The sequence below is a fragment of the Salinispora fenicalii genome, assembly GCF_000514815.1.
Taxonomy (GTDB): Bacteria; Actinomycetota; Actinomycetes; order Mycobacteriales; family Micromonosporaceae; genus Micromonospora; species Micromonospora fenicalii.
Map to the genome: position 1 here is coordinate 23,148 of NZ_AZWQ01000025.1, position 22,113 is coordinate 45,260.

General features: G+C 69.8%; 23 protein-coding genes. 6 read left to right on the plus strand and 17 right to left on the minus strand.

Features of this window, described 5'->3' with window-relative positions; genetic code table 11:
- Positions 1-42: 42 nt before the first annotated feature.
- From B116_RS0113985 to B116_RS0114040, 12 genes are read right to left on the minus strand one after another with little or no spacing between them, the layout of a single operon-like run.
- Positions 43-1,509: an amidase gene (locus B116_RS0113985; RefSeq protein WP_027660431.1), complete on the minus strand. Its 1,467-nt coding sequence runs from the start codon at positions 1,507-1,509 to the stop codon at positions 43-45.
- Positions 1,506-2,591: an amidohydrolase family protein gene (locus B116_RS0113990; RefSeq protein WP_027660432.1), complete on the minus strand. Its 1,086-nt coding sequence runs from the start codon at positions 2,589-2,591 to the stop codon at positions 1,506-1,508. Before B116_RS0113990 ends, B116_RS0113985 begins: the two co-directional genes overlap by 4 nt.
- A complete protein-coding gene (locus tag B116_RS0113995) occupies positions 2,591-3,115 on the minus strand; it encodes a 3-hydroxyanthranilate 3,4-dioxygenase (protein ID WP_027660433.1) in 525 nt (174 codons plus the stop codon). Before B116_RS0113995 ends, B116_RS0113990 begins: the two co-directional genes overlap by 1 nt.
- The gene (locus B116_RS0114000; protein WP_018724054.1) at positions 3,112-3,576 is read right to left on the minus strand and encodes a RidA family protein; all 465 of its coding nucleotides are present in this window, start codon (positions 3,574-3,576) and stop codon (positions 3,112-3,114) included. The genes B116_RS0113995 and B116_RS0114000 overlap by 4 nt, the downstream gene beginning before the upstream one ends.
- Complete coding sequence (locus B116_RS0114005) at positions 3,573-4,346, minus strand: 2-keto-4-pentenoate hydratase (RefSeq protein WP_027660434.1); 774 nt, start codon at positions 4,344-4,346, stop codon at positions 3,573-3,575. Before B116_RS0114005 ends, B116_RS0114000 begins: the two co-directional genes overlap by 4 nt.
- Positions 4,343-5,398, minus strand: a complete 1,056-nt coding sequence (gene dmpG, locus B116_RS0114010) for a 4-hydroxy-2-oxovalerate aldolase (protein ID WP_018724052.1) — start codon at positions 5,396-5,398, stop codon at positions 4,343-4,345. The genes B116_RS0114005 and dmpG overlap by 4 nt, the downstream gene beginning before the upstream one ends.
- Positions 5,395-6,321, minus strand: a complete 927-nt coding sequence (locus B116_RS0114015) for an acetaldehyde dehydrogenase (acetylating) (protein WP_027660435.1) — start codon at positions 6,319-6,321, stop codon at positions 5,395-5,397. Before B116_RS0114015 ends, dmpG begins: the two co-directional genes overlap by 4 nt.
- Complete coding sequence (locus B116_RS0114020) at positions 6,318-7,115, minus strand: 2-keto-4-pentenoate hydratase (RefSeq protein ID WP_018724050.1); 798 nt, start codon at positions 7,113-7,115, stop codon at positions 6,318-6,320. The genes B116_RS0114015 and B116_RS0114020 overlap by 4 nt, the downstream gene beginning before the upstream one ends.
- Positions 7,112-8,593 carry a 2-hydroxymuconic semialdehyde dehydrogenase gene (locus B116_RS0114025; RefSeq protein WP_027660436.1) on the minus strand — a complete coding sequence of 494 codons (1,482 nt, stop codon included), beginning with the start codon at positions 8,591-8,593 and terminating at the stop codon, positions 7,112-7,114. The genes B116_RS0114020 and B116_RS0114025 overlap by 4 nt, the downstream gene beginning before the upstream one ends.
- Before the next feature lie 20 nt (positions 8,594-8,613).
- Positions 8,614-9,951: an FAD-dependent oxidoreductase gene (locus tag B116_RS0114030; RefSeq protein ID WP_027660437.1), complete on the minus strand. Its 1,338-nt coding sequence runs from the start codon at positions 9,949-9,951 to the stop codon at positions 8,614-8,616.
- Complete coding sequence (gene kynU / locus B116_RS0114035) at positions 9,951-11,240, minus strand: kynureninase (protein WP_027660438.1); 1,290 nt, start codon at positions 11,238-11,240, stop codon at positions 9,951-9,953. Before kynU ends, B116_RS0114030 begins: the two co-directional genes overlap by 1 nt.
- A 20-nt stretch (positions 11,241-11,260) precedes the next feature.
- Entirely contained in the window at positions 11,261-12,157 is an 897-nt protein-coding gene (locus B116_RS0114040) for a tryptophan 2,3-dioxygenase (protein WP_027660439.1), read from the minus strand.
- Between the two features lie 170 nt (positions 12,158-12,327).
- Here B116_RS0114040 and B116_RS0114045 point away from each other — a divergent pair, with 170 nt between their 5' ends.
- The 3 genes from B116_RS0114045 (at position 12,328) to B116_RS0114055 (ending at position 14,237) form a co-directional block, all read left to right on the plus strand.
- A complete protein-coding gene (locus B116_RS0114045) occupies positions 12,328-12,801 on the plus strand; it encodes an Lrp/AsnC family transcriptional regulator (protein WP_018724045.1) in 474 nt (157 codons plus the stop codon).
- A 112-nt stretch (positions 12,802-12,913) separates the two neighbouring features.
- On the plus strand, positions 12,914-13,384 hold the full coding sequence (locus tag B116_RS0114050) for a hypothetical protein (RefSeq protein ID WP_026322045.1): 471 nt from the start codon (positions 12,914-12,916) through the stop codon (positions 13,382-13,384).
- 13 nt (positions 13,385-13,397) lie between these two features.
- A complete protein-coding gene (locus B116_RS0114055; protein WP_027660440.1) occupies positions 13,398-14,237 on the plus strand; it encodes a class F sortase in 840 nt (279 codons plus the stop codon).
- An 18-nt stretch (positions 14,238-14,255) separates the two neighbouring features.
- Here the strand turns inward: B116_RS0114055 and B116_RS0114060 are convergent, their stop codons facing one another.
- Complete coding sequence (locus tag B116_RS0114060; protein ID WP_012014741.1) at positions 14,256-14,789, minus strand: HNH endonuclease; 534 nt, start codon at positions 14,787-14,789, stop codon at positions 14,256-14,258.
- A gap of 263 nt (positions 14,790-15,052) precedes the next feature.
- On the opposite strand from B116_RS0114060, the gene B116_RS0114065 reads away from it, so the two are divergent.
- From B116_RS0114065 to B116_RS0114075, 3 genes are all read left to right on the plus strand, one after another.
- The gene (locus B116_RS0114065) at positions 15,053-16,087 is read left to right on the plus strand and encodes a mechanosensitive ion channel family protein (RefSeq protein WP_027660441.1); all 1,035 of its coding nucleotides are present in this window, start codon (positions 15,053-15,055) and stop codon (positions 16,085-16,087) included.
- Positions 16,088-16,306: 219 nt separating this feature from the next.
- A complete protein-coding gene (locus B116_RS0114070; RefSeq protein ID WP_027660442.1) occupies positions 16,307-17,701 on the plus strand; it encodes an MFS transporter in 1,395 nt (464 codons plus the stop codon).
- Positions 17,702-17,724: 23 nt separating this feature from the next.
- Positions 17,725-18,213, plus strand: coding sequence for a globin (locus tag B116_RS0114075; RefSeq protein ID WP_317888964.1), 489 nt, complete (start codon positions 17,725-17,727; stop codon positions 18,211-18,213).
- 16 nt (positions 18,214-18,229) lie between these two features.
- Here B116_RS0114075 and B116_RS0114080 read toward each other — a convergent pair whose 3' ends face one another.
- From B116_RS0114080 to ettA, 4 genes are all read right to left on the minus strand, one after another.
- Complete coding sequence (locus tag B116_RS0114080; protein ID WP_018724038.1) at positions 18,230-18,814, minus strand: type III secretion system chaperone family protein; 585 nt, start codon at positions 18,812-18,814, stop codon at positions 18,230-18,232.
- A gap of 130 nt (positions 18,815-18,944) precedes the next feature.
- Complete coding sequence (locus B116_RS0114085; RefSeq protein WP_018724037.1) at positions 18,945-19,667, minus strand: hypothetical protein; 723 nt, start codon at positions 19,665-19,667, stop codon at positions 18,945-18,947.
- A complete protein-coding gene (locus tag B116_RS0114090) occupies positions 19,664-20,110 on the minus strand; it encodes an acyl-CoA thioesterase (RefSeq protein WP_018724036.1) in 447 nt (148 codons plus the stop codon). The genes B116_RS0114085 and B116_RS0114090 overlap by 4 nt, the downstream gene beginning before the upstream one ends.
- Positions 20,111-20,113: 3 nt before the next feature.
- Entirely contained in the window at positions 20,114-21,790 is a 1,677-nt protein-coding gene (gene ettA, locus B116_RS0114095) for an energy-dependent translational throttle protein EttA (RefSeq protein ID WP_027660443.1), read from the minus strand.
- Between the last annotated feature and the right edge of the window lie 323 nt (positions 21,791-22,113).

Genomic DNA, 22,113 nt, shown 5'->3' on the forward strand with positions numbered 1-22,113 from the left:
CCCAGGCGAAAGAGAGACCAGGAATCCGGGTCGGGTGGACAGTCATGCGGACGATTCCCCGACTCCGCTTGTGGTATTCACGTTAGCGGAGTCAACCGCCCGCCAGATTGCGGGGTGGCGATCCCACCCCCCACTGAGCTGCTCCAGCTGGGCCGCGGTGGCGAGTAGCCGCGCGTCGTCGCCCTGCCGGCCGCTGAGAAGGACGCCGACCGGTAGCCCATCGGCGGTGGCACCCACCGGGAGCGACACCGAGGGGTCACCCGTGACGTTGAAGATTGCACAAAACGGCGAGAAGCGCCGTTGACGCTCGAAGTCGTCCGCTGGGTTACGAACGTCGGTAAACCAGCCCACTGGTGCCTGCGGTGCGGCGAGGGTGGGACAGAGCAGCAGATCGCAGCCGACGGTCCGGCGTATCCCGAGCCGGACCTGCGCCTGAAGCTCGCCGAGCGTGGCGGTCAGACTGGCAGCAGAGATCGATGCCCCACGCTCCCGCAGCAACCGGGTCAACGGCAGCAGCTGACTCTCCCGCTCGGGCGGCACCGGGGCGAGCGCGAGCACGTACCAGACGATCTCGAACAGCGGCCATGCTGTCGGCGTCAGCGGCGGTGGCACCTCGACCACCTCATGACCAGCGGCGGTGAGCAGGTCGGTGGCCTGGTCCACGGCGGCGACGCAGTCCGGGTGCACCGGCTCGTCGGCGAGCATCGGGGTGGTGAAGCGGCCGATCCGCAGCCGGCCCGGTGTGGCACTCCGGGCCGTCGCGAGCCAGCCACCGACCGGCGGTGGCGGCGCCAGGTAGGGCTCGCCGGGAACCGGCTGAGCCAACACGTCAAGCAACGCGGCCACGTCGGCCACGGTCCGCCCGATCGGGCCGCTGGTCGGCAGGCCGTACGCACCGAAGCCGATCGGGCCGCCGGAGACCACCCCGCGGCTGGGCTTGTAGCCAACCAACCCGCACAGCGATGCCGGGATACGCAGCGAGCCGCCGCCGTCGGAGCCCTGGGCCACCGGAATGAGACCGGCCGCCACCGCGGCTGCCGCGCCACCGCTGGAGCCGCCCGCGGTGTAGGCGAGATCCCACGGGTTACGGGCCGGCGGGGCGACCCGCCCTTCGGAGTAGAGCGAGCAGCCCAGCTCGGAGGTGGTGGTCTTGCCGAGGCTGATCAGGCCAGCGTCCCGGATGAAACGAACCACGTCCGCGTCAACCGGCGGTACGAAGTCGGCGAAGGCCGCGGAGCCGAAGGTCGTGCGGACACCGGCGGTGAGGGTCAGGTCCTTGATCGCCGTCGGCACGCCGTGCAATGGCCCCCGGGCCGTGCTCGGAACGGCGTCAGCCGCGTCAGCGGCAGCGAGAGCCGCCTCCGGGGTGACGGTGACGAACGCACCGACGGTGTCACCGAGCTCCGCCACCCGGGTCAGGTGGTGTTCGACCAGTTCCCGGCTGGTCCGCTCGCCGCTGGCGATCACGGCGGCCTGCTCCAGCGCGGTCAGATCGTGCAACTCGTTCATGCCGTTATCCTGCCCGCTGCCCGATCGGGCCGCTGCCCCGACAGGCCGTACGGGTCCGCCGCGCCGGATTCGCCCTGCCCCCGGGGGGAGAGAAAGCGCAGCGCGTTGCCGCCGAGTAGGCCGGCGCGCTGGTCCGGGGTGAGGAATTCGGAGCGGTGCACGACCGCACCGACCGGCCGCTCCCCCAGTGGATACGGATAGTCGCTGCCGAGCAGCACCTGGTCGAGGCCGATCGTGTCAACCAACAGCCGCAGCGCCGCCGGTTCGAACACCACCGAGTCGACGAAGAACCGGCCCACGTACGAGCTGGGGGGCCGGGCGGAGGCACCGCGGACCAGGTTGCCGCGACGGTGCCAGGCGTTGTCCGCGCGGCCCAGCCAGAACGGGAAGCTGCCACCGCCGTGCGCGAAGCAGATCCGCAACGTCTCCGGCACCCGATCGAAGACCCCGCCGAGGATCATCGCCAGCACCGACAGGTGGGTCTCGGCCGGCATCCCGGTAAGCCACCGCGCCATCCACCGATCCAGCCGCGGCCCGCCGGGCATGTCCCACGGGTGGACGAAGACCGGCGCGCCAACCTCGGCACAGTGGGTGAGGAACTCGACGATGCCGCTGTCGTCCAGGTCGAGGTCGCCGACGTGGTTGCCGATCTCCACCCCGGCGTGCCCGGCGGCGAGGCAGCGGTCCAGCTCGGCGCAGGCGACCTCCGGGTCCTGCAATGGCACCTGGCAGAACGGAACCAGCCGGCCGTCCCCGGCGGCCGTGATCTCCAACATGCGGTCGTTGAAGATCCGAGCGACCTTGACTGCCTGGTCGGCGGGGCGGTCGTAGCAGAAGAAGACGGGCGTTGGCGAGACCACCTGCACGTCGACACCATCGGCGGCCATGTCCGCCAATCGGATCGCCGGATCCCAGCACTCCGCACCGACCGGGCGGAACTCCTGCTCGCCAACCATGATCATCGCAGCGCGCTCGGAGTCGACCCGCAGCCAGGGCCAGCCAGAACCACCGCAGGCCGCAGCGAGGTCCGGCCAACCCCGCGGTACGGCGTGCGAGTGCACATCGATGACCGGAGTACCCATCAGCCCTTGCCCGGATGCAGCGTGCCGCACTGGTCGCAGGTCCGCGCCGCCTCGTCGGCGTAGAAGGCGGCGAAGACCGGAGGCAGGTCGGCGGCGATGTCCCGGACCTGCAACTCCACCTCGTGCACCTTGTTGGTGCACTCGGGGCAGTACCACTGGAACCGTTCCAGGGTGCCCTCCTCGCGGACCCGCTCGATCACCAAACCGATCGAGCCGGCCTCCGGCCGCTGCGGCGAGTGCGGAACTCCGCGCGGCAGCATCCACATCTGCCCCTCGCGGATGTGTACCGTCTGCGGCCCGTCCGGAAGCATCAGGTTGACGTGCATGTCCCCTTTGACCTGGTAGAAGAACTCCTCGTACGGCTCAACGTGATAGTCGGTGCGCTGGTTCGGCCCGCCGACGACCATGGTGATGAAGTCGGAACTGCCGGGGAGCAGTTCCTTGTTGCCCACCGGCGGCTTCAGTAGGTGCTGGTTATCCGCAATCCAACCGGGGAAGCTGAACGGCTCAGCGATCTCGCTCACAACGGACCTCCTTCGGGGCACAGGGCGACGGCCTGCATTTCGATCAACAGGTGCGGGTGCGGCAGCTGGTGGACCGCCACCGTGGTCCGGGTCGGCCCGCTCGCGTCGAAGAACTCCGCCCACACCTCGTTGTAGCCACCGAAGTCGTTCATGTTGACCAGGTAGCTGGTCACCTGCACCAAGTCGGCCAGCCCGGCACCGACCGGGTCGAGTAGATCCCGGATGTTCGCGATCACCGCCCGGGTCTGGGCCCGGATATCGAGGTCGGTGGTGCCGAACTCGTCAACAGCGACACCCGCGAAGGTGTTGTCCGGGCGGCGGGAGGAGGTGCCGGAGACGAAGATGAAGCCACCGGCGACCTTGACGTGCGGGAACGATCCACGCGGCACGGCCTTCCCGGCCACGACCCGGGCGGCTGCCCGCCCACCGGATTCCAGCGCCGATGGCGCCCGGCCGGTCACGCCGCCGCCCGCAGCGACGCGGTGCCAAGCTTCTCCACCACCGCACGGACGTGCGCGCCGGGTCGCAGCGCGACAGCGGCCGTTGCGGCGCCGGCCAGAAAGACCCAGCCCGCGTGGAGCCGAACCCCGTGTTGGCCGGCGAGCCGGACCCCCTCGTCGAAGGCGCGGCGTGGGTCGCCCAGGATCGCCGCGGTCGACCCCACCTGGGTGACCTGTCCATCGATCTCCAGCAGCACGCCAAGGTTGTCCAGGCCCTCCGGAACCGAGCACCACGGCCCCACCACGAAGGCCCCCGCCGACGTGTTGTCGGCGATGACGTCCGGCAGCGAGAAGCTAAAGTTCGCGTACCGGGAGTCGATCAGCTCGATGGCCGGTGCGACCGCACGGACCGCGGTGGCGAACTCCGCGACCGGCTCACCCGGTTCGGGCTGCCGGTCCAGCAGGAAGGCCACCTCCGGCTCCACCCGGGGATGGATGAAGTCTCCGACCGAGACGGTTCCGCCGTCGGCGACCCGCATCCGGTCCGTGAGCCGGCCCCAGATCACCTCGTCCACGCCGACCTGGGCCATCTTCGCCCTACTGGTCAGCCCCATCTTGAGGCCCACCAGCTGCTCACCCCGGTCCAGCCGGCGCCGCACCAACTCGGCCTGCACCGCGTACGCAGCATCGACGTCGAGCCCGGTCTCGGCGGCGAGCTGTCCGATTGCCACACCCCGGTCGGCCGCCGCGACCAGTTGGCCGGCGATCCCGGCGATATCTGGTCCGATCACATCTCCTCCTTGCCGGCCAGGTCCAGCGCCACATCCACGATCATGTCCTCCTGGCCGCCGACCATCTGGCGCCGGCCCAGCTCGACCAGGATCGAGCGGACATCCACGCCGTAGCGTTCGGCGGCCCGCTCGGCGTGCCGCAGGAAGCTGGAGTAGACGCCGGCGTAGCCCAGCGAAAGCGTCTCCCGGTCCACCCGCACCGGCCGGTCCTGCAACGGGCGGACCACGTCCTCGGCCGCGTCCATCAACGCGAAGACATCGCAGCCGTGCTCCCAGCCATGCAGCTCGGCGACCGCGACGAAGACCTCCAGCGGTGCGTTGCCCGCGCCCGCGCCCTGCCCGGCGAGGGAGGCGTCAACCCGGACGGTTCGGCCAGCCGGCGCGTCCAGCGGCCCGGCCCCAAGGATCCGGCCGTGCTCCACCGCGACCACGCTGTTCGCCACCCCGAGCGAGAGGTTGTGGTGGGCGTGGATGCCGATCTGCGTCTCCGGTTCGAGCACCTGCCGGTAGGCGTCGATTCGCTCGGCCACGTCGGACATCAACAGCCGGCCGCCGGAGTCGGTGACGTAGACGCAGTGCGCCCCGTACGACTCCATCAGCTTGGCCTGCGCCGCCAGGCCGGCCGGGTCGTTCATGTGGGCCATCATCAGGAACCCGGAGACGTCCATCCCGTTCTCCCGGGCCCAGCCGATGTGCTGGGCGGAGATGTCGGCCTCGGTGCAGTGGGTGGCGATCCGAACGCTGGTCACGCCGAGGTCCCGCGCCGCCTTCAGGTCGGCGATGGTGCCGATTCCGGGGACCAGCAGCGTGGTCAGCCGCGCCGTGGTCAGCACCTCGGCCGCCGCCGCGATCCACTCCGCGTCGCTCGCCGCACCGTGCCCGTAGTTGACACTCGACCCGGCCAGCCCGTCGCCGTGCGCCACCTCGATCGCCGCGATTCCGGCGGCGTCGAGCGCGGCGGCGATCGTCCGCACCTGGTCAACGGTGTAGCGGTGGGCGATGGCGTGCATCCCGTCCCGCAGCGTCACATCCTGGAGGTAGAGCTGAGTCATGCCGGCACCGCCCGCCGGGCGATCAGCCGCTCCGCGGTCCGCAGCGCGGCCGAGGTCATGATGTCCAGGTTGCCCGCGTACGTGGGCAGGTAGTGCCCGGCACCGGAGACCTCCAGGAAGGCGGAGACCTGCAGGCCGGTGAGACGCCGACCGAGCGCCGGTAGGTAGCTGTCCACCCGGTCGAACTGCACATCCTGCTTCAGGCGGTAGCCGGGGACGTACTCCTGTACGGCCCGGACCATGTCGGCGATGGCGGTGGCGATCGCGGCTCGGTCCGCGTCGGCGTCCGGGCAGAGGCAGTAGACGGTGTCCCGCATCAGCAGCGGCGGATCAGCCGGGTTGAGCACGATGATGGCCTTGCCCCGCTCGGCCCCGCCAACCACCTCGATCGCCCGGGCGGTGGTCTCGGTGAACTCGTCGATGTTGGCCCGGGTACCCGGCCCGGCCGACTTGGCGGCGATTGAGGCGACGATCTCTCCGTACGCGACCGGGGTGACCCGGCCGACGGCGGCGACGATCGGCACGGTCGCCTGCCCGCCGCAGGTAACCATGTTGACGTTGGGCTCCTGCAGGTGCTCGTCGAGATTGACCGGCGGCACCACATACGGCCCGACCGCGGCGGGGGTCAGGTCGACCACGGCCCGGCCATGGGCGCGCAGCACGGCGTCGTGGTGTCGGTGGGCCCCGGCCGAGGTGGCGTCGAAGACCAACGCCACGTCGGCGAACTCGGGCAGCGCCACGAGCCCCGCCACCCCCTCAGCGGTGGTGGTGACGCCGAGTCGCCGGGCCCGAGCCAACCCGTCGGAGTCCGGGTCGATGCCCGCCATGGCGACCATCCGCAGACTGTCGCTGAGCCGCAAAACTTTGATCATCAAATCGGTCCCGATATTCCCGGAACCGAGCACTGCCACCCCGACGCTCACTCCTCGACCTCCTTCGCGAAGCAGGTACGTACCGATCCGAGGCCGGAGATCCGCGCCTCATATGCGGCTCCGGGCGTCACCGGCACCAACGGGCCAAGCGCCCCGGAGAGCACCACGTCGCCCGCCCGCAGTGGATCAGCGGAACGGGCCAAGGTCCGCGCCAGCCAGGCCAGCGCGTGCAGCGGGTTGCCGAGACAGGCCGCGGCGGCACCGACCGAGACCGGCTCCCCGGCCTGCTCCAGCACCATGCCGGCGAGGCGCAGATCCACATCGGCGAGCCGGCGGGGCGTGGTACCCAGCACGAACAGCCCGCTGGAGGCGTTGTCCGCGATCGTGTCCACGATGGCAATGTCCCAGCCGGCGATCCGGGAGTCGACGATTTCGATCGCCGGCAGCAGGTGATCGACCGCCCGGATCAGGTCGGCGGTGGTGATCCGCTCGTCCGGCAGGTCCGCACCGAGTACGAACGCGATCTCGGCCTCCACCCGGGGCTGGAGCAGCCGACCACACGGCACCTCCACCCCGTCGGGCACCGCCATGGCCTCGGTCAGCACCCCGAAGTCCGGCTGGTAGACGCCGAGACTCGCCTGTACGGCTGCGGAGGTCAGACCAATCTTGGCGCCGACTCGCCGGTGTCCGCGCCGCAGCCACTGGCGCACCTGCGCCTGTTGCACGAGGTACGCCGAGTCAATGTCCTCGTCGGGGATGAGCCGCCCGCGAAGCGGAGGGCAGGGTTTGCCGCTCTCCCGAGCCTCGATGAGCTCCCGGGCGGCGGTCTCGTAGTCGACGGTCATGTCAGGTCCACACAGACGTTGGTGAGCTCGGAATAGAAGCCCAGCGAATGAAGCCCGCCCTCGCGGCCGACGCCGGAGGCCTTCACCCCGCCGAACGGGGTACGCAGGTCACGCAGATACCAGGTGTTGACCCAGACGATCCCCGCGTCCAACCGGGCACCGGCCCGGTGGGCCCGACCCACGTCCCGGGTCCACACCGCCGCCGCCAAGCCGTACTCGGTGCCGTTGGCCAGCGCGTACGCCTCCTCCTCGTCGTCGAAGGGCGCCACGTGCACGACCGGGCCGAAGATCTCCTCCTGGTTGGTCCGCGCATCCGGGCCGAGCCCGGCGAGCACCGTCGGCTGGATGTACGCGCCGCCGTCGCGGGCGTCGTCGAAGCGGGGCGTCCCCCCGCCGGCGAGGACCTCCGCCCCCTCGGCGCGGGCCAGCTCGTAGTGATCGAGCACCTTCTTCCGGTGCGCGGACGAGATCAGCGGCATGTTCACCGTGGCCTCGTCAGCGGGCCACCCGTACGGCAACTCGGCGGCCCGCTCGGCCAGCCGGGCGGTGAACTCCGCGAAGACCGGACGCTGCACGTAGATGCGTTCGGTGCAGAGGCAGACCTGGCCACCGTTGGTGAAACTGGACCGCACCGAGCCGGCCACCGCCGCCGACAGATCGGCGTCGGCGAAGACCAACCCGGCGTTCTTGCCGCCCAGCTCGAAGGAGACCGCCTTCACCCCGTCGGCGGCGGCCCGCATGATGGCTCCGCCGGTGGTCGACTCGCCGGTGAAGGTGATCGCGTCGACATCGGGGTGCCGGGTGAGGAATTCCCCCGCCGAGCCGGGCCCGAAGCCGTGCACGACGTTGAAGACGCCCTCGGGCACGCCGGCGGCGGCCATCACCTCGGCGAGCAGGGTCGCCGAGGCGGGTGTCTCCTCACTGGGCTTGACCACCACCGCGTTGCCGCACGCCAACGCGGGCGCGACCTTCCAGGTGAGCAGGAGCAGCGGCAGGTTCCACGGGACGATCACAGCGACCACGCCGACCGGCTTGCGCAGCGCGTAGTTCAGCGCCTGACCACCAGCTGGGGTGCGGGTGCTAAACGACTCGGTCGGCGCGGTCGCGGCGATCTCGGCGAAGGCACGGAAGTTGGCCGCGCCGCGCGGGATGTCCAGCGTCCGGGCCTGCGCAATCGGCTTGCCGGTGTCGGCCACCTCGGCGGTGACCAGATCATCGAAGCGGCGCTCCAGTTCGTCGGCGACTCGGAGCAGCACCTCGGCGCGCTCTCGTTCGCCGAGCTGGCCCCACGGGCCACGCAGCGCCGCGCGGGCGGCGGCCACCGCGTCGTCCACTCCGGCCTGATCCGCCGCGACGACCTCGAAGATCGGCTCCCCGGTCACCGGACTGTACTTGGTGAAGCGGCGACCAGCGTCAACAAACTCACCAGCGATGAAGTTGGGCAGCAGGGCCGGCCCGTCCGGTGCCCGGCCGGTCATCTGGCGCGAATCCCACCGGGTCATCCGCGCCTCCCTCGGCGGAGCGCGGCCCCTACCACGCCGGCCAGCAGGGCCGCTACGCCCCCGGCCGCCACACCCAGCAGTTGGTGTTGGCGACGGACTCGACGGCGCACCTGCGCGTACGGGGTGGTCGAGAAGGAAACCAACTCATACCGGGACACGTACCGGCCGGGCAGCGCCCGCTCCAGCGTCTGCTCCACCCGTCGGCCGAGCTGGAACAGCGGCGAGGCGACCCGGTCGCGCATCTCGACGAAGTTGGCGAGCGCCATCTGGGCAATCGCCTCGGCGTTGGCCTGCCGGCGACGCTGGAACAGCGGTAGCGCGGCGGACCAGTCGTCGGCACACTCGTCGAGGCAACGGTCCAGCTCCACCACGTCCTCGAAGGCGCAGTTGGCGCCCTGACCGTAGAACGGCACGATGGCGTGCGCCGCATCGCCGAGTAGCCCGACTTTCCCGTTCACCTGCCAGGGATCACAGCGGACGGTGCCGAGCACTCCGACCGGATTGTGTAGATAGTCGTCAACCAGGGTCGGCGCGAGTGGGAGCAGGTCCGGGTAGTGCTGCGCGAAGTAGCGCTCGATCGCCGCCGGACTGCCCAGCGAGGCGAAGCTCGCGGTGCCGTGAGTGGGCCAGAAGAGCGTACAGGTGAAGGAGCGGTCCGGGTTCGGCAACGCGATCATCATCGAGGTGCCCCGGGGCCAGATGTGCAACGCCTCCGGGTCGAGCGCGAAGGCCCCGGCCAGCGGCGGAATGGTCAGCTCCTTGTAGCCGTAGTCGAGAAAGTCCAGGCTCTCCCGCAGCAGCCCATGGCCGAGTAGCTGGCCACGAACCGCCGAACCGGCCCCATCGGCACCCAGGACCACCGATGCGGTGGCGGTGACCTTCCCCGGTGGGGTTTCGAAGGTCATCTCCCCGGTGTCCGGGTCGAGGTCGACCAACCGGTGGTCGAAGGCGACCCGCACGCCCGGTAGCGCGGCAGCCGCGGTCAGCAGGGCGTTGTTCAGCGCCCCCCGACTGATCGAGTTGATCGCCCGATCCCCGGCCGCGCTGTACGCCTGAAACTGCGGCTCGCCGTCCACCGGGTGAATCATCCGGCCCCGCATCGGCAACGCGTCGGCCATCACCCGGGCGTCCAGGCCGATCCGGCGCAGCGCGTCCAGCCCTCGTTCGGAGAGCGCCAGGTTGATGGAGCGGCCCCGCTCCACCCGACCGGTCCGGGGGTCAGGACGCCGTTCGTAGAGGGCGACCGGATAGCCCCGCCGGGCCAGGAAAGCGGTGAGCAGGCAGCCGGAGAGTCCGGCGCCGACGACGGCGACCTCGGCGCGCTCTGTGCTCATCAGTGCACCTCCACCGTAGCGGCCAACGCGTTGGCCACCCGCCAGCAATCGTGGTACGTCGAGTAAAGCGGCACCGGTGCGAACCGGACAACATCTGGCTCCCGAGCATCCGCGACAACCCCGTGCTCCAACCGCAGCCGCTTCGCCAAATCAGCGGCGCTCCCGGTGCCGATCCGCACCGACAGCTGTGCGCCCCGACGGGCCGGGTCGCGCGGAGTAACCACGGCCAGGGGCCGCCCCGGAGTAACCAGATCCAGCAGCCACTCCAGGTAGCCGGTAAGCCGGACACTGCGCTCCCGCAACGCGGTCATGCCGACCGAGTCGAAGAGCTCCAGCGACGTACGCACCGGCCCCATCGCGAAGATCGGTGGATTGGAGACCTGCCAGGCCTCCGCCGTCGCCGGCGGTCGGGCGACCGGCGACATCTCGAACCGGGTAGCCGCCTCGGTGCTCCACCAGCCCTCGAACCGGGGCAGCGTCGGATCGGCGAGGTGACGCTCGTGGACGAACACTCCGGAGAGCCCGCCCGGCCCGGAGTTCAGGTACTTGTAGGAGCACCACGCCGCGAAGTCGACGCCCCAGTCGTGCAGGGCCAGTGGCACGTTTCCCGCGGCGTGCGCCAGATCCCACCCGACCACCGCGCCGGCTGCCCGGCCGGCGGCGGTGATCTCCGGGATCTCCATCAGCTCGCCGGTCAGGTAGTTGACGCCGCCGAGCAGTACCAACGCGATCGTGTCGCCCTCCGCCGCGAGTAGGTCAAGCACGTCGGCGGTACGCAGGGTGTCCTCACCGGGACGGGGAGCCAGGCGCAGCACCGTGGTGTCCGGGTCGAGGCCGTGGAACCGGGCCTGGCTACGGACGGCGTAGCTGTCCGAGGGAAAGGCGCTGTCCTCGATGACGATCCGGGTACGGGTGCCGGTCGGCCGGTAGAAACTCACCATCAGCAGGTGCAGGTTGACGGTGAGGGAGTTCATCACCACCACTTCCGCCGGCCGCGCGCCGACCAGTCGGGCGGTCGGCGCGGTCAGCAACTCGTGGTAGGGCAGCCACGGTCGGTCGGCCGCCAGGTGCCCCTCCACCCCGAGACAGCGCCAAGCCTCCAGGTCGGCGAGGAGCTCGTCCCTCGTTGCCCGGGGTTGCAGGCCCAACGAGTTCCCGGCCAGGTATGCCGCCTGCTGGTAACAACCGCCGTCGGCGGGCGGGACATGGAACAGGTGCCGGTGGCCAGGGTCAGCGGTGTCCAGGCGGTTCGCCGCCTTCTCCTCCTGGCTCAGCTCTTCCTTGTGCATGCGTTCGCTCCGCTTCCCGCTCACATCGCCGTCCGGGCCGACCACAGTTCCGGGAAGACCACCCGCGCCATGCTCCGTTGCAGCCAAGCCAGTCCGGCGGAGCCACCGCTGCCGACCTTGGCGCCCATCGTCCGCTGCACCGCCTTGACGTGGTGCCACCGCCAGTCGCCGAACCCCTCAGCCACCTCGGTCAACGCCTCGCCGAGCAGCCGGAATTGGTCGTCCAGGCTGGTGGCGTAGATACGCACCCAGGCCGCCTCCACCGCCGGATGCGGCTGGTGCTCCTCGGCGACGTCGCGGCCGAGTAGCTCCCGGGGAAGATCGTGGCCGTGCCGGGCGAGCAGAGCGAGCACATCGTCCCAGAGGCTGGGGGCGTTCAGGGCTGCGGTCAGTTCTGCGTGTACCTCGACCTGCCGACGGAACGGACGGATCAGGGCGGGATCGCGGAGACCGAGCAGGAGTTCCAGGTGGCGATACATCGCCGACTGGAAGCCAGAGCCCTCGCCGAGGAGATTGCGGAACCGGTTGAAGTCGGCGGGGGTCATCCAGCGCAGGCTCCGCCAGGCCGCATTCAACCCGTCCAGGTGCAAGGCGGCGCGACGCAGCGGGGCCAGGGCATCCCGAATCCGGTCCGCCCGCAGCAGCCGCTGGGTTTCGCGCAGTTCGTGACAGGTCAGATTGAAGTACAGCTCCATGATCTGACTGGTCACCAGGAAGGACATCTCGCCTGGGTCACTGCTCAGCGGCGTCTGCAACCGGTGCAGGACGCTGGCCTGGACGTACGCGTCGTACGGAATCCGCCCAGTGAATTCCAGGGTCGGCTCGCCACCGTTGCGAGCGGCTCGGGTAGCGCGTTGCCGCGGGGTTACTGGCCGCACCTCCGCCGCGGTGGCCGCCCGTAGTTCTGTTCGTTCCACCAGTCCGCTCCCTCCGCTCAACCGGCCATCTGGCCGTATTTGCGATAGCGGTCATGATGCCGCGACGGGTCGCGCCAGTGGAATGCCGAGACAACGGCTGTCACGGCAGTTCACCTACCAATCACAAGGCGATACCCCAGATTCGGTTGGAGAACGTAAGGTTCCCCAGTGTGGACGAGATGGATTGGGCCCTGCTGCGCGAACTGCAGGCCGACGCCCGGCTGTCGTACAGCGAGCTGTCCCGACGGGTGCACCTCTCCCCGCCGGCTGTAGCCGAGCGGGTACGTCGGCTGGAAGACTCCGGCGTCATCACCGGCTATCACGCACACGTGGACCCGGCCCGAGCCGGGCGAACGGTGGTCGCGCTGATCCGCATGTCCTGCTACGGGGCCCGCTGCATCCTCAACAGCCCGGAGATCACAGAGTGGCCGGAGATCATGCAGATCCATCGGATCACCGGCGACGCGTGCAGCATGCTGACCGTCACCGCCGGCTCGATCGAGGAGTTCGAGGCGGTTATTGATCGGCTCGCTCCGTACGGCCAACCGTCCAGCACGATGGTGCTCTCCACCCCACTCGGCTGGCGTCCGGTCACTCCACCCAGCTCCGATGAGAACGAACCGGCTCCGTCCCGCCGCCGCTGACCACCCGCGAGGGTTTGCCCGGAAGCCAGCGGGAAAGCAGGCCGCGGTACTCGGGGAGGGTCCGGTGGTCGAACCGGGAGGGGGAATCATGCGGGGTCATCGCGTACTCGCCATGCTGGCCTTGGTGGCGGCGTTCGTCCTGTTCGGGGGCGCACCGGCCAGCGCCGGTGAACACACCTTCATCGAGGTCACGCCGAACCCGGCGCAGGCCGGCACCCGCGTCGATCTCCGAGCCAGCTGCGACAAGGACAACAACCGTCAGGCGACGGTGCACTCGGACGCCTTCGATGGTCAGGTCTTCCTCCGACCCGACAACGGCTTCCTCACCGGCCACGCCACCATCCCGAGTAACAAAGGGGCCGGCGACTACCGGGTTGATCTACGCTGCGAAAACAACAAGACCGCCAGTACGACACTGACGGTACTCAACATGTCCCAGCCGACGAAGGGACCGGCGACCGGTAGCGGCGGCACCGCCGTCGGTCGCACCGGCTCCTACCTACTGGTCGGGGGCGTGGTGGCGGTGGCACTGGCCATCGGCTTCGGCTTCTTCGGTAACCGCCGCGCCGGGAACGGTTCCTGACCCGAACGTCGCCATGGCCCGCGCAGACAGACGTACTCGACAACGGGCGGTCCGGGCCGGCACCCGACGCGCGGTGTCGGCCGCTGCCCGGTTGGCCGCCGGGACCGCCCGCCGGCTGCACCGAGCCGCCGGGCAGGCGTCCGCGGCGAGCGTCGTCACCACCGACCCGGCCACCGAGCCGCTGCCCCCGCGTCCGCGCCGGCAGTGGGTACGGGCCCGGCGGCGGCTGGGATTCTCCCGCAGCCCGGGGGTGCCCGTACTGGTCATCGGGGCCCTGATGATGCTGATCATCGCCATGCTCGGGGTGGAACAGGTGACCGGCATCAGCGTCCTCCCGGAGCGGTTCACCGCCGGCCTGCGACCGCCGCCGAAGAAGTTTCCGGTACTACCAGCGAGCAATCCGGTCGCCGTCGAGATCGATGCCATCGATGTCGCGGCCCCGGTGCACAGCGTTGGGCTGGCACCGGACGGCACCATCGCGGCGCCGGACGCGGCTCGCGCCCAGGAGGCGGGCTGGTATGACCAAGGACCCACACCCGGGCAGTACGGTCCAGCGGTCCTCGTCGGGCACGTGGACACCGACACCGGGCCGGCGGTCTTCCAGGGGCTGCGTAACCTCCGCGCCGGTGACCGGGTCGAGGTGGACCGGACCGACGGGCAGGTCGCGGTCTTCGAGGTCAACTCGGTGGAGCGGTTCGCCAAGGAACGATTCCCGACCGACCAGGTGTTCGGAGACTTCGACCGACCAAACCTACGGCTGGTGACCTGCGGTGGCCGATGGGTTGGCGGCCAGACCGGCTACGCCGACAACGTGGTGGTCTTCGCCTCCCTGGTCGACGCGCGGAGCGGCTAGGCCCCCGGGGGAGGACGCTCAGGCGGCTTCGGGCTCGCGCAGGTCGAGCCAGTCGACCCAACGCGGGTCGGGAGGTCGGTGACCGAGCACCCGCCACGCGATGCCCTTCGGCGCCGTCGGCGGGGCGGGGAGCCGCCAGCCCAGTTCGGCCGGCGTCTTGTCGCCCTTGGTGTGGTTGCACCGGGCACACGCCGCCACCACGTTCTCCCAGGAGTGCCGACCACCACGGCTCCGCGGGAGGACATGATCGATAGTCTCCGCCGGGCCCCGGCAGTAGGCGCATCGCCACCCGTCCCGCGCGAAGATCGCCCGCCGGGACAGCCCGACATGGGCCCGAAAAGGCACCCGGACGAAGCGGGTGAGCCGCACGACCGAGGGCACTGGCAGCGAGTCGCGGGCGCTGTGCAGCACACCGTCACCATCGGCGACGCAGACCGCCTTGGCGGTGAGTACCAGGATGGCCGCCCGCCGGACCGACACGACACACAGGGGCTCGTAGGTGGCGTTGAGGACCAGCGCGCCGGAGCCCACCGTGGGTCGTATGTCAGGCATCGCGCTCACCCCTCCGGTTCAGCGCCCCTCACTCGCACCACCGGACGGAAACGGGCGCAGCGACCCACCGGCCAGACGTCGACCCCAGATCATCGCCGTCCGTGCGCCAATCGTCCCTGATAAGGCTCGGGATTGCACGTGTTAATCGGGGGTACCCCGCGGGGGGCGATCTGGAGATACCCGGCCCGGGCTCACCGGCCACGGTTCGCCGTCGCCGGCGGGCCGCGCGCGGCGAACGGAGTCGACTGCGGTACGAAGGCAGGGTGGATGTCTCCATCGTTTCGGCCGTGGCCGCCGACTCCCCCGTCACCGATGAGCCCAGCGCGGAGTGCCTCCAGGAGCCCTTCTGCACCGCTCTCTACGATCTGACCGGCGCGGTGTGGTTCGCCGAGGGCAGCTACTGGATCTTGATCAAGCCACTCCGCATCGCCCTGATCCTGGTACTGGCCCTGGTGGCCCGGTGGCTGATCAGCCGGACTATCAAGCGACTCGTCCGCAGCACCAGCAGCGCAGGCATGCCCACGATGCTGCGACCGTTGCGAGAGCGAATTCCCACCGCGACCACCGAGCCGGGCGAGTTCGTGCCGGAGCGGCGCCGACAGCGCGCCGAGGCGATCGGCTCGGTGCTGCGCAGCCTCTCCACGGCGTTCATCTTTGGCATCGCGTTGCTGATGGTGCTCAAGGAGTTCGGCTTCGAACTGGCGCCGCTGCTCGCCAGCGCCGGCATCGTCGGCGTGGCCTTGGGCTTCGGCGCGCAGAGTCTGGTGAAGGACCTGATCGCCGGGCTATTCATGCTGATCGAGGACCAGTACGGTGTCGGGGACACGGTCGACTTCGGTGAGGTGACCGGCTTTGTGGAGTCGGTTGGCCTGCGGGTGACGACGGTACGCGACGCGCGCGGAGTCCTCTGGTACATCCGCAACGGAGAAATCATCCGGGTCGGTAACAAGAGTCAGGGCTGGGCGCTGGTCGTGGTGGACCTGCCGATCGGCTTCGCCAGCACCGAGGAGGCGACAGCGGTGCTGCGGGAGGCAGCCGCATCGGTCGCGGTCGACCCGGAGCTGGCGGCGGAGGTCATTGAGCCGCCCGAGGTGCTAGGTGTCGAGCAGATGACGATGGACGGCGCGGTGATCCGCACGGTGGTGAAGACAACGGCGGATGGTCAATTCGCCGTCGGCCGGGAACTGCGTCGCCGGCTGGCCGGCGCGCTGGAAAACTCCGGCTTCACCGACAAGATCGCCGCGGCTCGGTTCCCGGGCCTGCCGGTGCAGGCGGCCCGGGCCACCGGCACACCGTGACCGCAACGGTGGTTTCGGTCATGGCCTCTCCGACCATCCTCCGTTCGTTCAGTCGGCGATCCGACGATCAACCATTTCGCCCTGGCTGGCTGCCGGCGATTCCGGCAGAATCCGAGACAGCTCCCCGGCAGCGGAGGAGATTCCTCGCTGGTCGACGAATCGGACGATGCTTCCCGGCTCGGCCAAATAGGAGTGCCAGGTCCGGGAACGATGGAGGCGATGGTGCCCAACGGCCGACCTTCTCCAGCCCGTCCGGCCACCTTCAGCGAGGTGTTCGCCCAGCGCGAGTACCGATTTGTTCTGACGGCCGGAGTCCTCTCCTGGGTTGGCGACTACCTCGCGAAGGCTGCGGTGACCCTCCTGGTCTACCGAGAGACCGAGTCGGTAGCGCTCTCCGCCGCGGCATTCGCTATCAGCTACCTGCCCTGGTTGATCGGCGGTCCGCTGCTCGCAACCGTCGCCGAGCGGCATCCCCACCGATCCGTGATGATCATCTGCGATCTGATTCGGATGGTGCTGCTGCTGGCCATCGCGGTACCCGGGATGCCGACTCCACTGATCCTGGTGCTCCTCTTCACCGCCACCCTCGCCAACCCGCCGAGTCAGGCCGCCCGATCGGCGCTGCTGCCACGGATCCTGACCGGTGACCGCCTCGTGGTCGGGTTGTCGATCAACGCCAGCATCGGCCAGGCCGCGCAGGTTGTTGGCTACCTGGCCGGGGCGGCGATCGCGGCGGCCAGCCCCAGCCTCGCCCTGCTGATCACCTCGGCTACCTACGCCGTATCCGCCACGCTGATCCGCCTCGGGATCATCGCCCGACCAACAGCGATGAAGGCCGCGCACCGCAGCCACCTGCTGCGGGAGACCGGCGAGGGATTCCGCATAGTCTTCGGCCAACCCGTGCTACGCGCCATCGCGATCCTCGTGTTCAGCGCCATGCTCTTCTCCATCGTCCCGGAAGGGCTGGCGGCGGCGTGGGCTGGCCGGCACACCGACGACATGGACCAGGGCCTTGCCCAGGCGGTCATCATGGCCTCCGCGCCGGTCGGGTACATCTTCGGCGGCCTGATCGTCGGCCGGCTGGTCACGCCGGCCCGGCGGATCGCCCTGATGCGTCCGCTGGCAGTGCTGGCTCCGCTGCTGCTGGTGCCCAGCCTGCTCGACCCGTCGCCACTGGTGGTGGCGCTGCTGGCCGCCGGGTGCGGATTCGCCGTCGCCGGGCTGCTGCCAACTGCCAACGGCCTGTTCGTACAGGCTCTGCCGGACGGCTTCCGGGCTCGCGCCTTCGGTGTCATGGCCTCCGGCATGCAGGTGATCCAGGGCCTGGCGGTTCTGGTCACCGGGCTGCTCGCCGAGCGGTTCTCCATCCCGCTCGTGGTCGGCCTCTGGAGTAGCACCGGGGTGCTGTTGATGGCCGCCGTGGCACTGTCGTGGCCGAGTCAGACGAAGGTTGACGCCGCCATCGAGGCGGCTTCGCGAGCTGACGCCCCCAGTCCGATGCCGGCACCGCCTGGCCCCCGGCCGGGTTCAGACCACCCGGCGGACCAGCCAGTCAGTAACCCGGACGAGGAGCAGCGGGATACTCAGAAGCGGCATCGCGACACCGTCTCCTGACCGGGTTGGAGGCAGGCCGGTAGGTGATTCGACCCACGTCCGGCCAGCGGCGGACGGCCACCAAAACCTGGCAGGATGGAGCCGTGCATCCCGCAGGTGAATCGGGCAACCCCGCCCCCTCAACGAGCTTTTTCGATGCGGTTGGTGGCGAGCCCACCTTCCGCAAGCTGGTGGACGAGTTCTATGCGGGCGTCGCCGGCGACCCGCTGCTGCGTCCGATGTATCCAGAGGAGGATCTGGGGCCCGCTGCGGAGCGGCTCACCCTGTTCCTGATGCAGTACTGGGGCGGGCCGAAAACCTACTCCACCCAGCGTGGGCACCCGCGACTACGGATGCGGCACGCACCGTTTCGGATTGGGGCAGCGGAACGGGACGCCTGGCTGCGGCACATGCGGCAGGCGGTGGACCGGCTGAACCTGCCGCCGGAGCTCGCCACCGCCCTCTGGGACTATCTGGAGCGGGCTGCGTACTTCATGGTGAACGTGTCGGAGGACCCGGTCACGCCGGCGTGACCGGGGGCCCGGGCGGTCAGAGCAGGGCACCTTCGTCGTGCAGCCAATCAACGAAGCTGGTGGCCACCGCCGCCCCACAGTCGATCATTTCGACCAGGAGCGCGTCGTGCACGCCAGCGGCGAACGGCACCTGAAGCTCGGCATAGATCGGGAGCTGCCCCCGTTCGGACGGATCTCCGATGTACGCCTTACAGAAGCGACGGGTGTGGTTCCACTCGTTGACCACCCGGTAGGCCCGATCCTCCCAGTCCGGCGGGACGGTCGCATGCGGCCGAACGCGCAGCACCAGAATCTCGTCGTCCGGTCCCTCGAGCGCGACCAGGACCGCGTGCCGCTCCCACATCGCCAGCAGGTTTCCGTCGCCGTCGGCCAGATAGCGCACGTCGAGCCGGTCGAGCGCGGCGCTGATCCGGCTGAGTGTGACCGGTGCGACCGTGGCGGATGTGTCAGCAGCCGGGGAACGGTCAGCTCCGGAGTAACTGTCGCCCGGTTGTCGGGGAGCCGGCGGGCTGACCCGGGCCGTGTCCTCCACCGTGACCCTGCTCCGGCTGTCCGGCTCACCGCCGTCAGCGGAACCGGGGCGCCACGACCACCATGGCATCGCTACCCACCTCACTCCCCAGCGGATCCAGCCCCTAACGCTGCGTTGGATCCGAGGATGGACGGTACCCGGACAGCCGGGAAGAAGCACCCCCCTAATGAGCTCCCCAAGACAGAAGGACCATGGGGGGTCACCCGAACTGCTGACCAAGGATAGGGCGAATGGCCAGATCTGTCACCCTCTGCAACCATACTGCTCCGTAGGGGCCGACCAGGCCGACCCATCGGCCGACGACCCGGACCTGCACCCCACCGGGCGCCTCCGGCGCGCCGAGAAAGCCCATCCGGACCAAGCCCTGAACCAGCCGCTGGGGCACCTCAACCGGCGTAGCGGGAGAGTCGTCCGGAGTGACGATCACCGGCACATGATCCAGAAGAGCATCGCGCAGCACCCGCTCCCCGAGGGCCCTACCCCCTACCCCATGCCCGGCGGCATCGCGCAGGGCCGTCGCGGCGGCTTCGGCCACCCGCCGCAGCTCGGCCGCGGGAAGCGTCTCCACCTGCCGGCTGGCGGGCGGCGGCAGTGGCCAGCGCCACTGTGCGTCCCGCCGAACGGGCAGCGCCGAGCCACCCGCGGTCAACTCCGCCAACAACTCGCCGGCGGCAACAGTGGCGTCACCGGGGCCGTCGCCGGCCACCGTGTGAACCACCAGCACCCCCCACGGCAACCGCGCCCAGAGGGCGGTCCGCTCCGACCCGCTGGCGGGCCGCAACCGCACCAACGCCCCCCGGTCCAGCCGGACCAGTCGGGCCAGGAACGCGCCCGCGTCAACGACACCGGTCAGCCCGTGGCTCACCCCACCGGGCACCGTGGGCGGGGAACCACCCGGACCCACGGTGTCCGGGCCGGTCACGCCGCCCCCTCCTGGATGAGGTAGGTGCGCAGGAAGGCCCGCTCCTCGGCGGAGAGGCGGCGCGGCAGCTGCCGGCTCAGATCAAACGGCACCAGCACCGACCGGGCCCGACTGACCAGCAGATCACCGTCGTACATCTCGTAGTCGACGGTCACGGAGGCGGCTCGGATCTCCGACACCCAGAGCTCGATCCGGACAGTCGGCGCCGCCTCCGCAGTGGCCCGGCCGAGCGCGTAGTCGACCGGCCTCAGATAGTCGACCTCGTGCCGCCGAATCACCACGCCGTCGGCGAACGAGCCGACGCCCCAGGCCCGGCCCCCGGCGAACATCAGAGCTACCCGTGCCTCCTCGTAGAGGGTGAGGAAGCGCGAGTTGTTGATGTGCCCGTACGCGTCCAGGTCGGACCAACGGAGCGTGCAGTGGTAGAGAAACCGGTCCGCCATGGTTCAGTCGCGGGTGAGCTTGCGGTAGGTGATCCGGTGCGGCCGGGCCGCCTCGGCACCGAGACGGTCGATCTTGTTCTTCTCGTACGCGTCGAAGTTGCCCTCGAACCAGAACCACTTCGCCGGGTTCTGGTCATCCCCCTCCCAGGCCAGGATGTGCGTGGCGACCCGGTCCAGGAACATCCGGTCGTGAGAGATGACCACGGCGCAGCCGGGGAAGTCCAGCAACGCGTTCTCCAGGCTGGAGAGGGTCTCCACGTCCAGGTCGTTGGTCGGCTCGTCCAGCAGGATCACGTTGCCGCCGATCTTGAGCGTCAACGCCAGATTGAGCCGGTTGCGCTCGCCCCCGGAGAGAACCTTGGTCGGCTTCTGCTGGTCGGGCCCCTTGAAACCGAAAGCAGCGATGTACGCCCGCGACGGCATCTCGACCTTGCCCACCATCAGGTGGTCCAGGCCGTCGGAGACGGCCTCCCAGACGGTCTTGTCCCCGGCCAAGCCCGCCCGGGTCTGGTCCACGTACGACAGGGAGACGGTGTCACCGACCTTCACGCTGCCCGCCGTCGGCTGTTCCAGCCCGACGATGGTCTTGAAGAGGGTCGTCTTCCCGACGCCGTTCGGGCCGATGATGCCGACGATGCCGTTGCGCGGCAGAGAGAAGCTCAGGTCGTCGATCAGCACCCGGTCGCCGAAGGCCTTGGTGAGGTTCTGCACCTCGATCACGGAGCTGCCCAGGCGCGGGCCCGGCGGGATCTGGATCTCCTCGAAGTCCAGCTTGCGGGTCTTGTCCGCCTCGGCGGCCATCTCGTCGTACCGGTCGAGTCGGGCCTTGGACTTGGTCTGGCGCGCCTTGGCGTTGGAGCGGACCCACTCCAGCTCGTCGGCGAGCCGCTTCTTCATCTTGGCGTCCCGCCGGCCCTCGACCGCCAGCCGGGCCGCCTTCTTCTCCAGGTAGGTGGAGTAGTTGCCCTCGTAGCCGACGGCCCGCCCCCGGTCCAGTTCCAGGATCCAGCCCGCCACGTTGTCCAGGAAGTAACGGTCGTGCGTGATCGCGATGACGGTGCCGGCGTACTTGGCCAGGTGCTGCTCCAGCCACTGCACGCTCTCCGCGTCGAGGTGGTTGGTGGGCTCGTCGAGCAGAAGCAGGTCGGGCGTCTCCAGCAGCAGCTTGCAGAGCGCGACCCGACGCCGTTCACCACCGGAGAGCTGGGTCACGTCGGCGTCCGGCGGCGGGCAGCGCAACGCGTCCATGGCCAGTTCGAGCTTGGAGTCGATGTCCCACGCGTCGGCGTGATCCAGTTCCTCCTGGAGGCGGCCCATCTCCGCCATCAGCTCGTCGGAGTAGTCGGTGGCCATCTGCTCGGCGATCTTGTTGAACCGCTCCAGCTTGGCCTTGGTCTCCGCGACCGCCTCCTCGACGTTGCCGAGAACCGTCTTCGCATCGTTGAGCGGTGGCTCCTGAGCCAGCATGCCGACGGAGTAGCCGGGCATCAGCCGGGCCTCGCCGTTACTCGGCCGGTCCAGCCCCGCCATGATCTTCAGCAGACTGGACTTGCCGGCGCCGTTCGGGCCGACCACACCGATCTTGGCACCCGGCAGGAAGCTCAGCGTCACGTTGTCGAGCACGACCTTGTCGCCATGCGCCTTGCGCGCCTTTTCCAGGACGTAGATGTACTGGGCCACGGTGCGGGCTACCCTCCATCGATCAACGGGTGTGGTCAACACGGGCGGGGCTGGCCGCGGATGCGGGGCCGAGGTCGCCCGTCGGCGGGCCGATCACGCCGGCCCGCCGTCAATCCTGACAGGTCACCCCGGCTGCGCCCACATCACCCCGCCGGGCCGGCGACCTGACTTGGCCGCCCGACAGAACACCAGTAATTGTCTACAAGATCACGTTTGGGGTTCGGTACCGGCAAGCAGGTGGGGTAAGTCCGGCACGGTACACCAGACGCCGCAGCTACGCTCAGTACGCTCGACGCGGTGGATTCGTCAGCACCCGGAGGTGG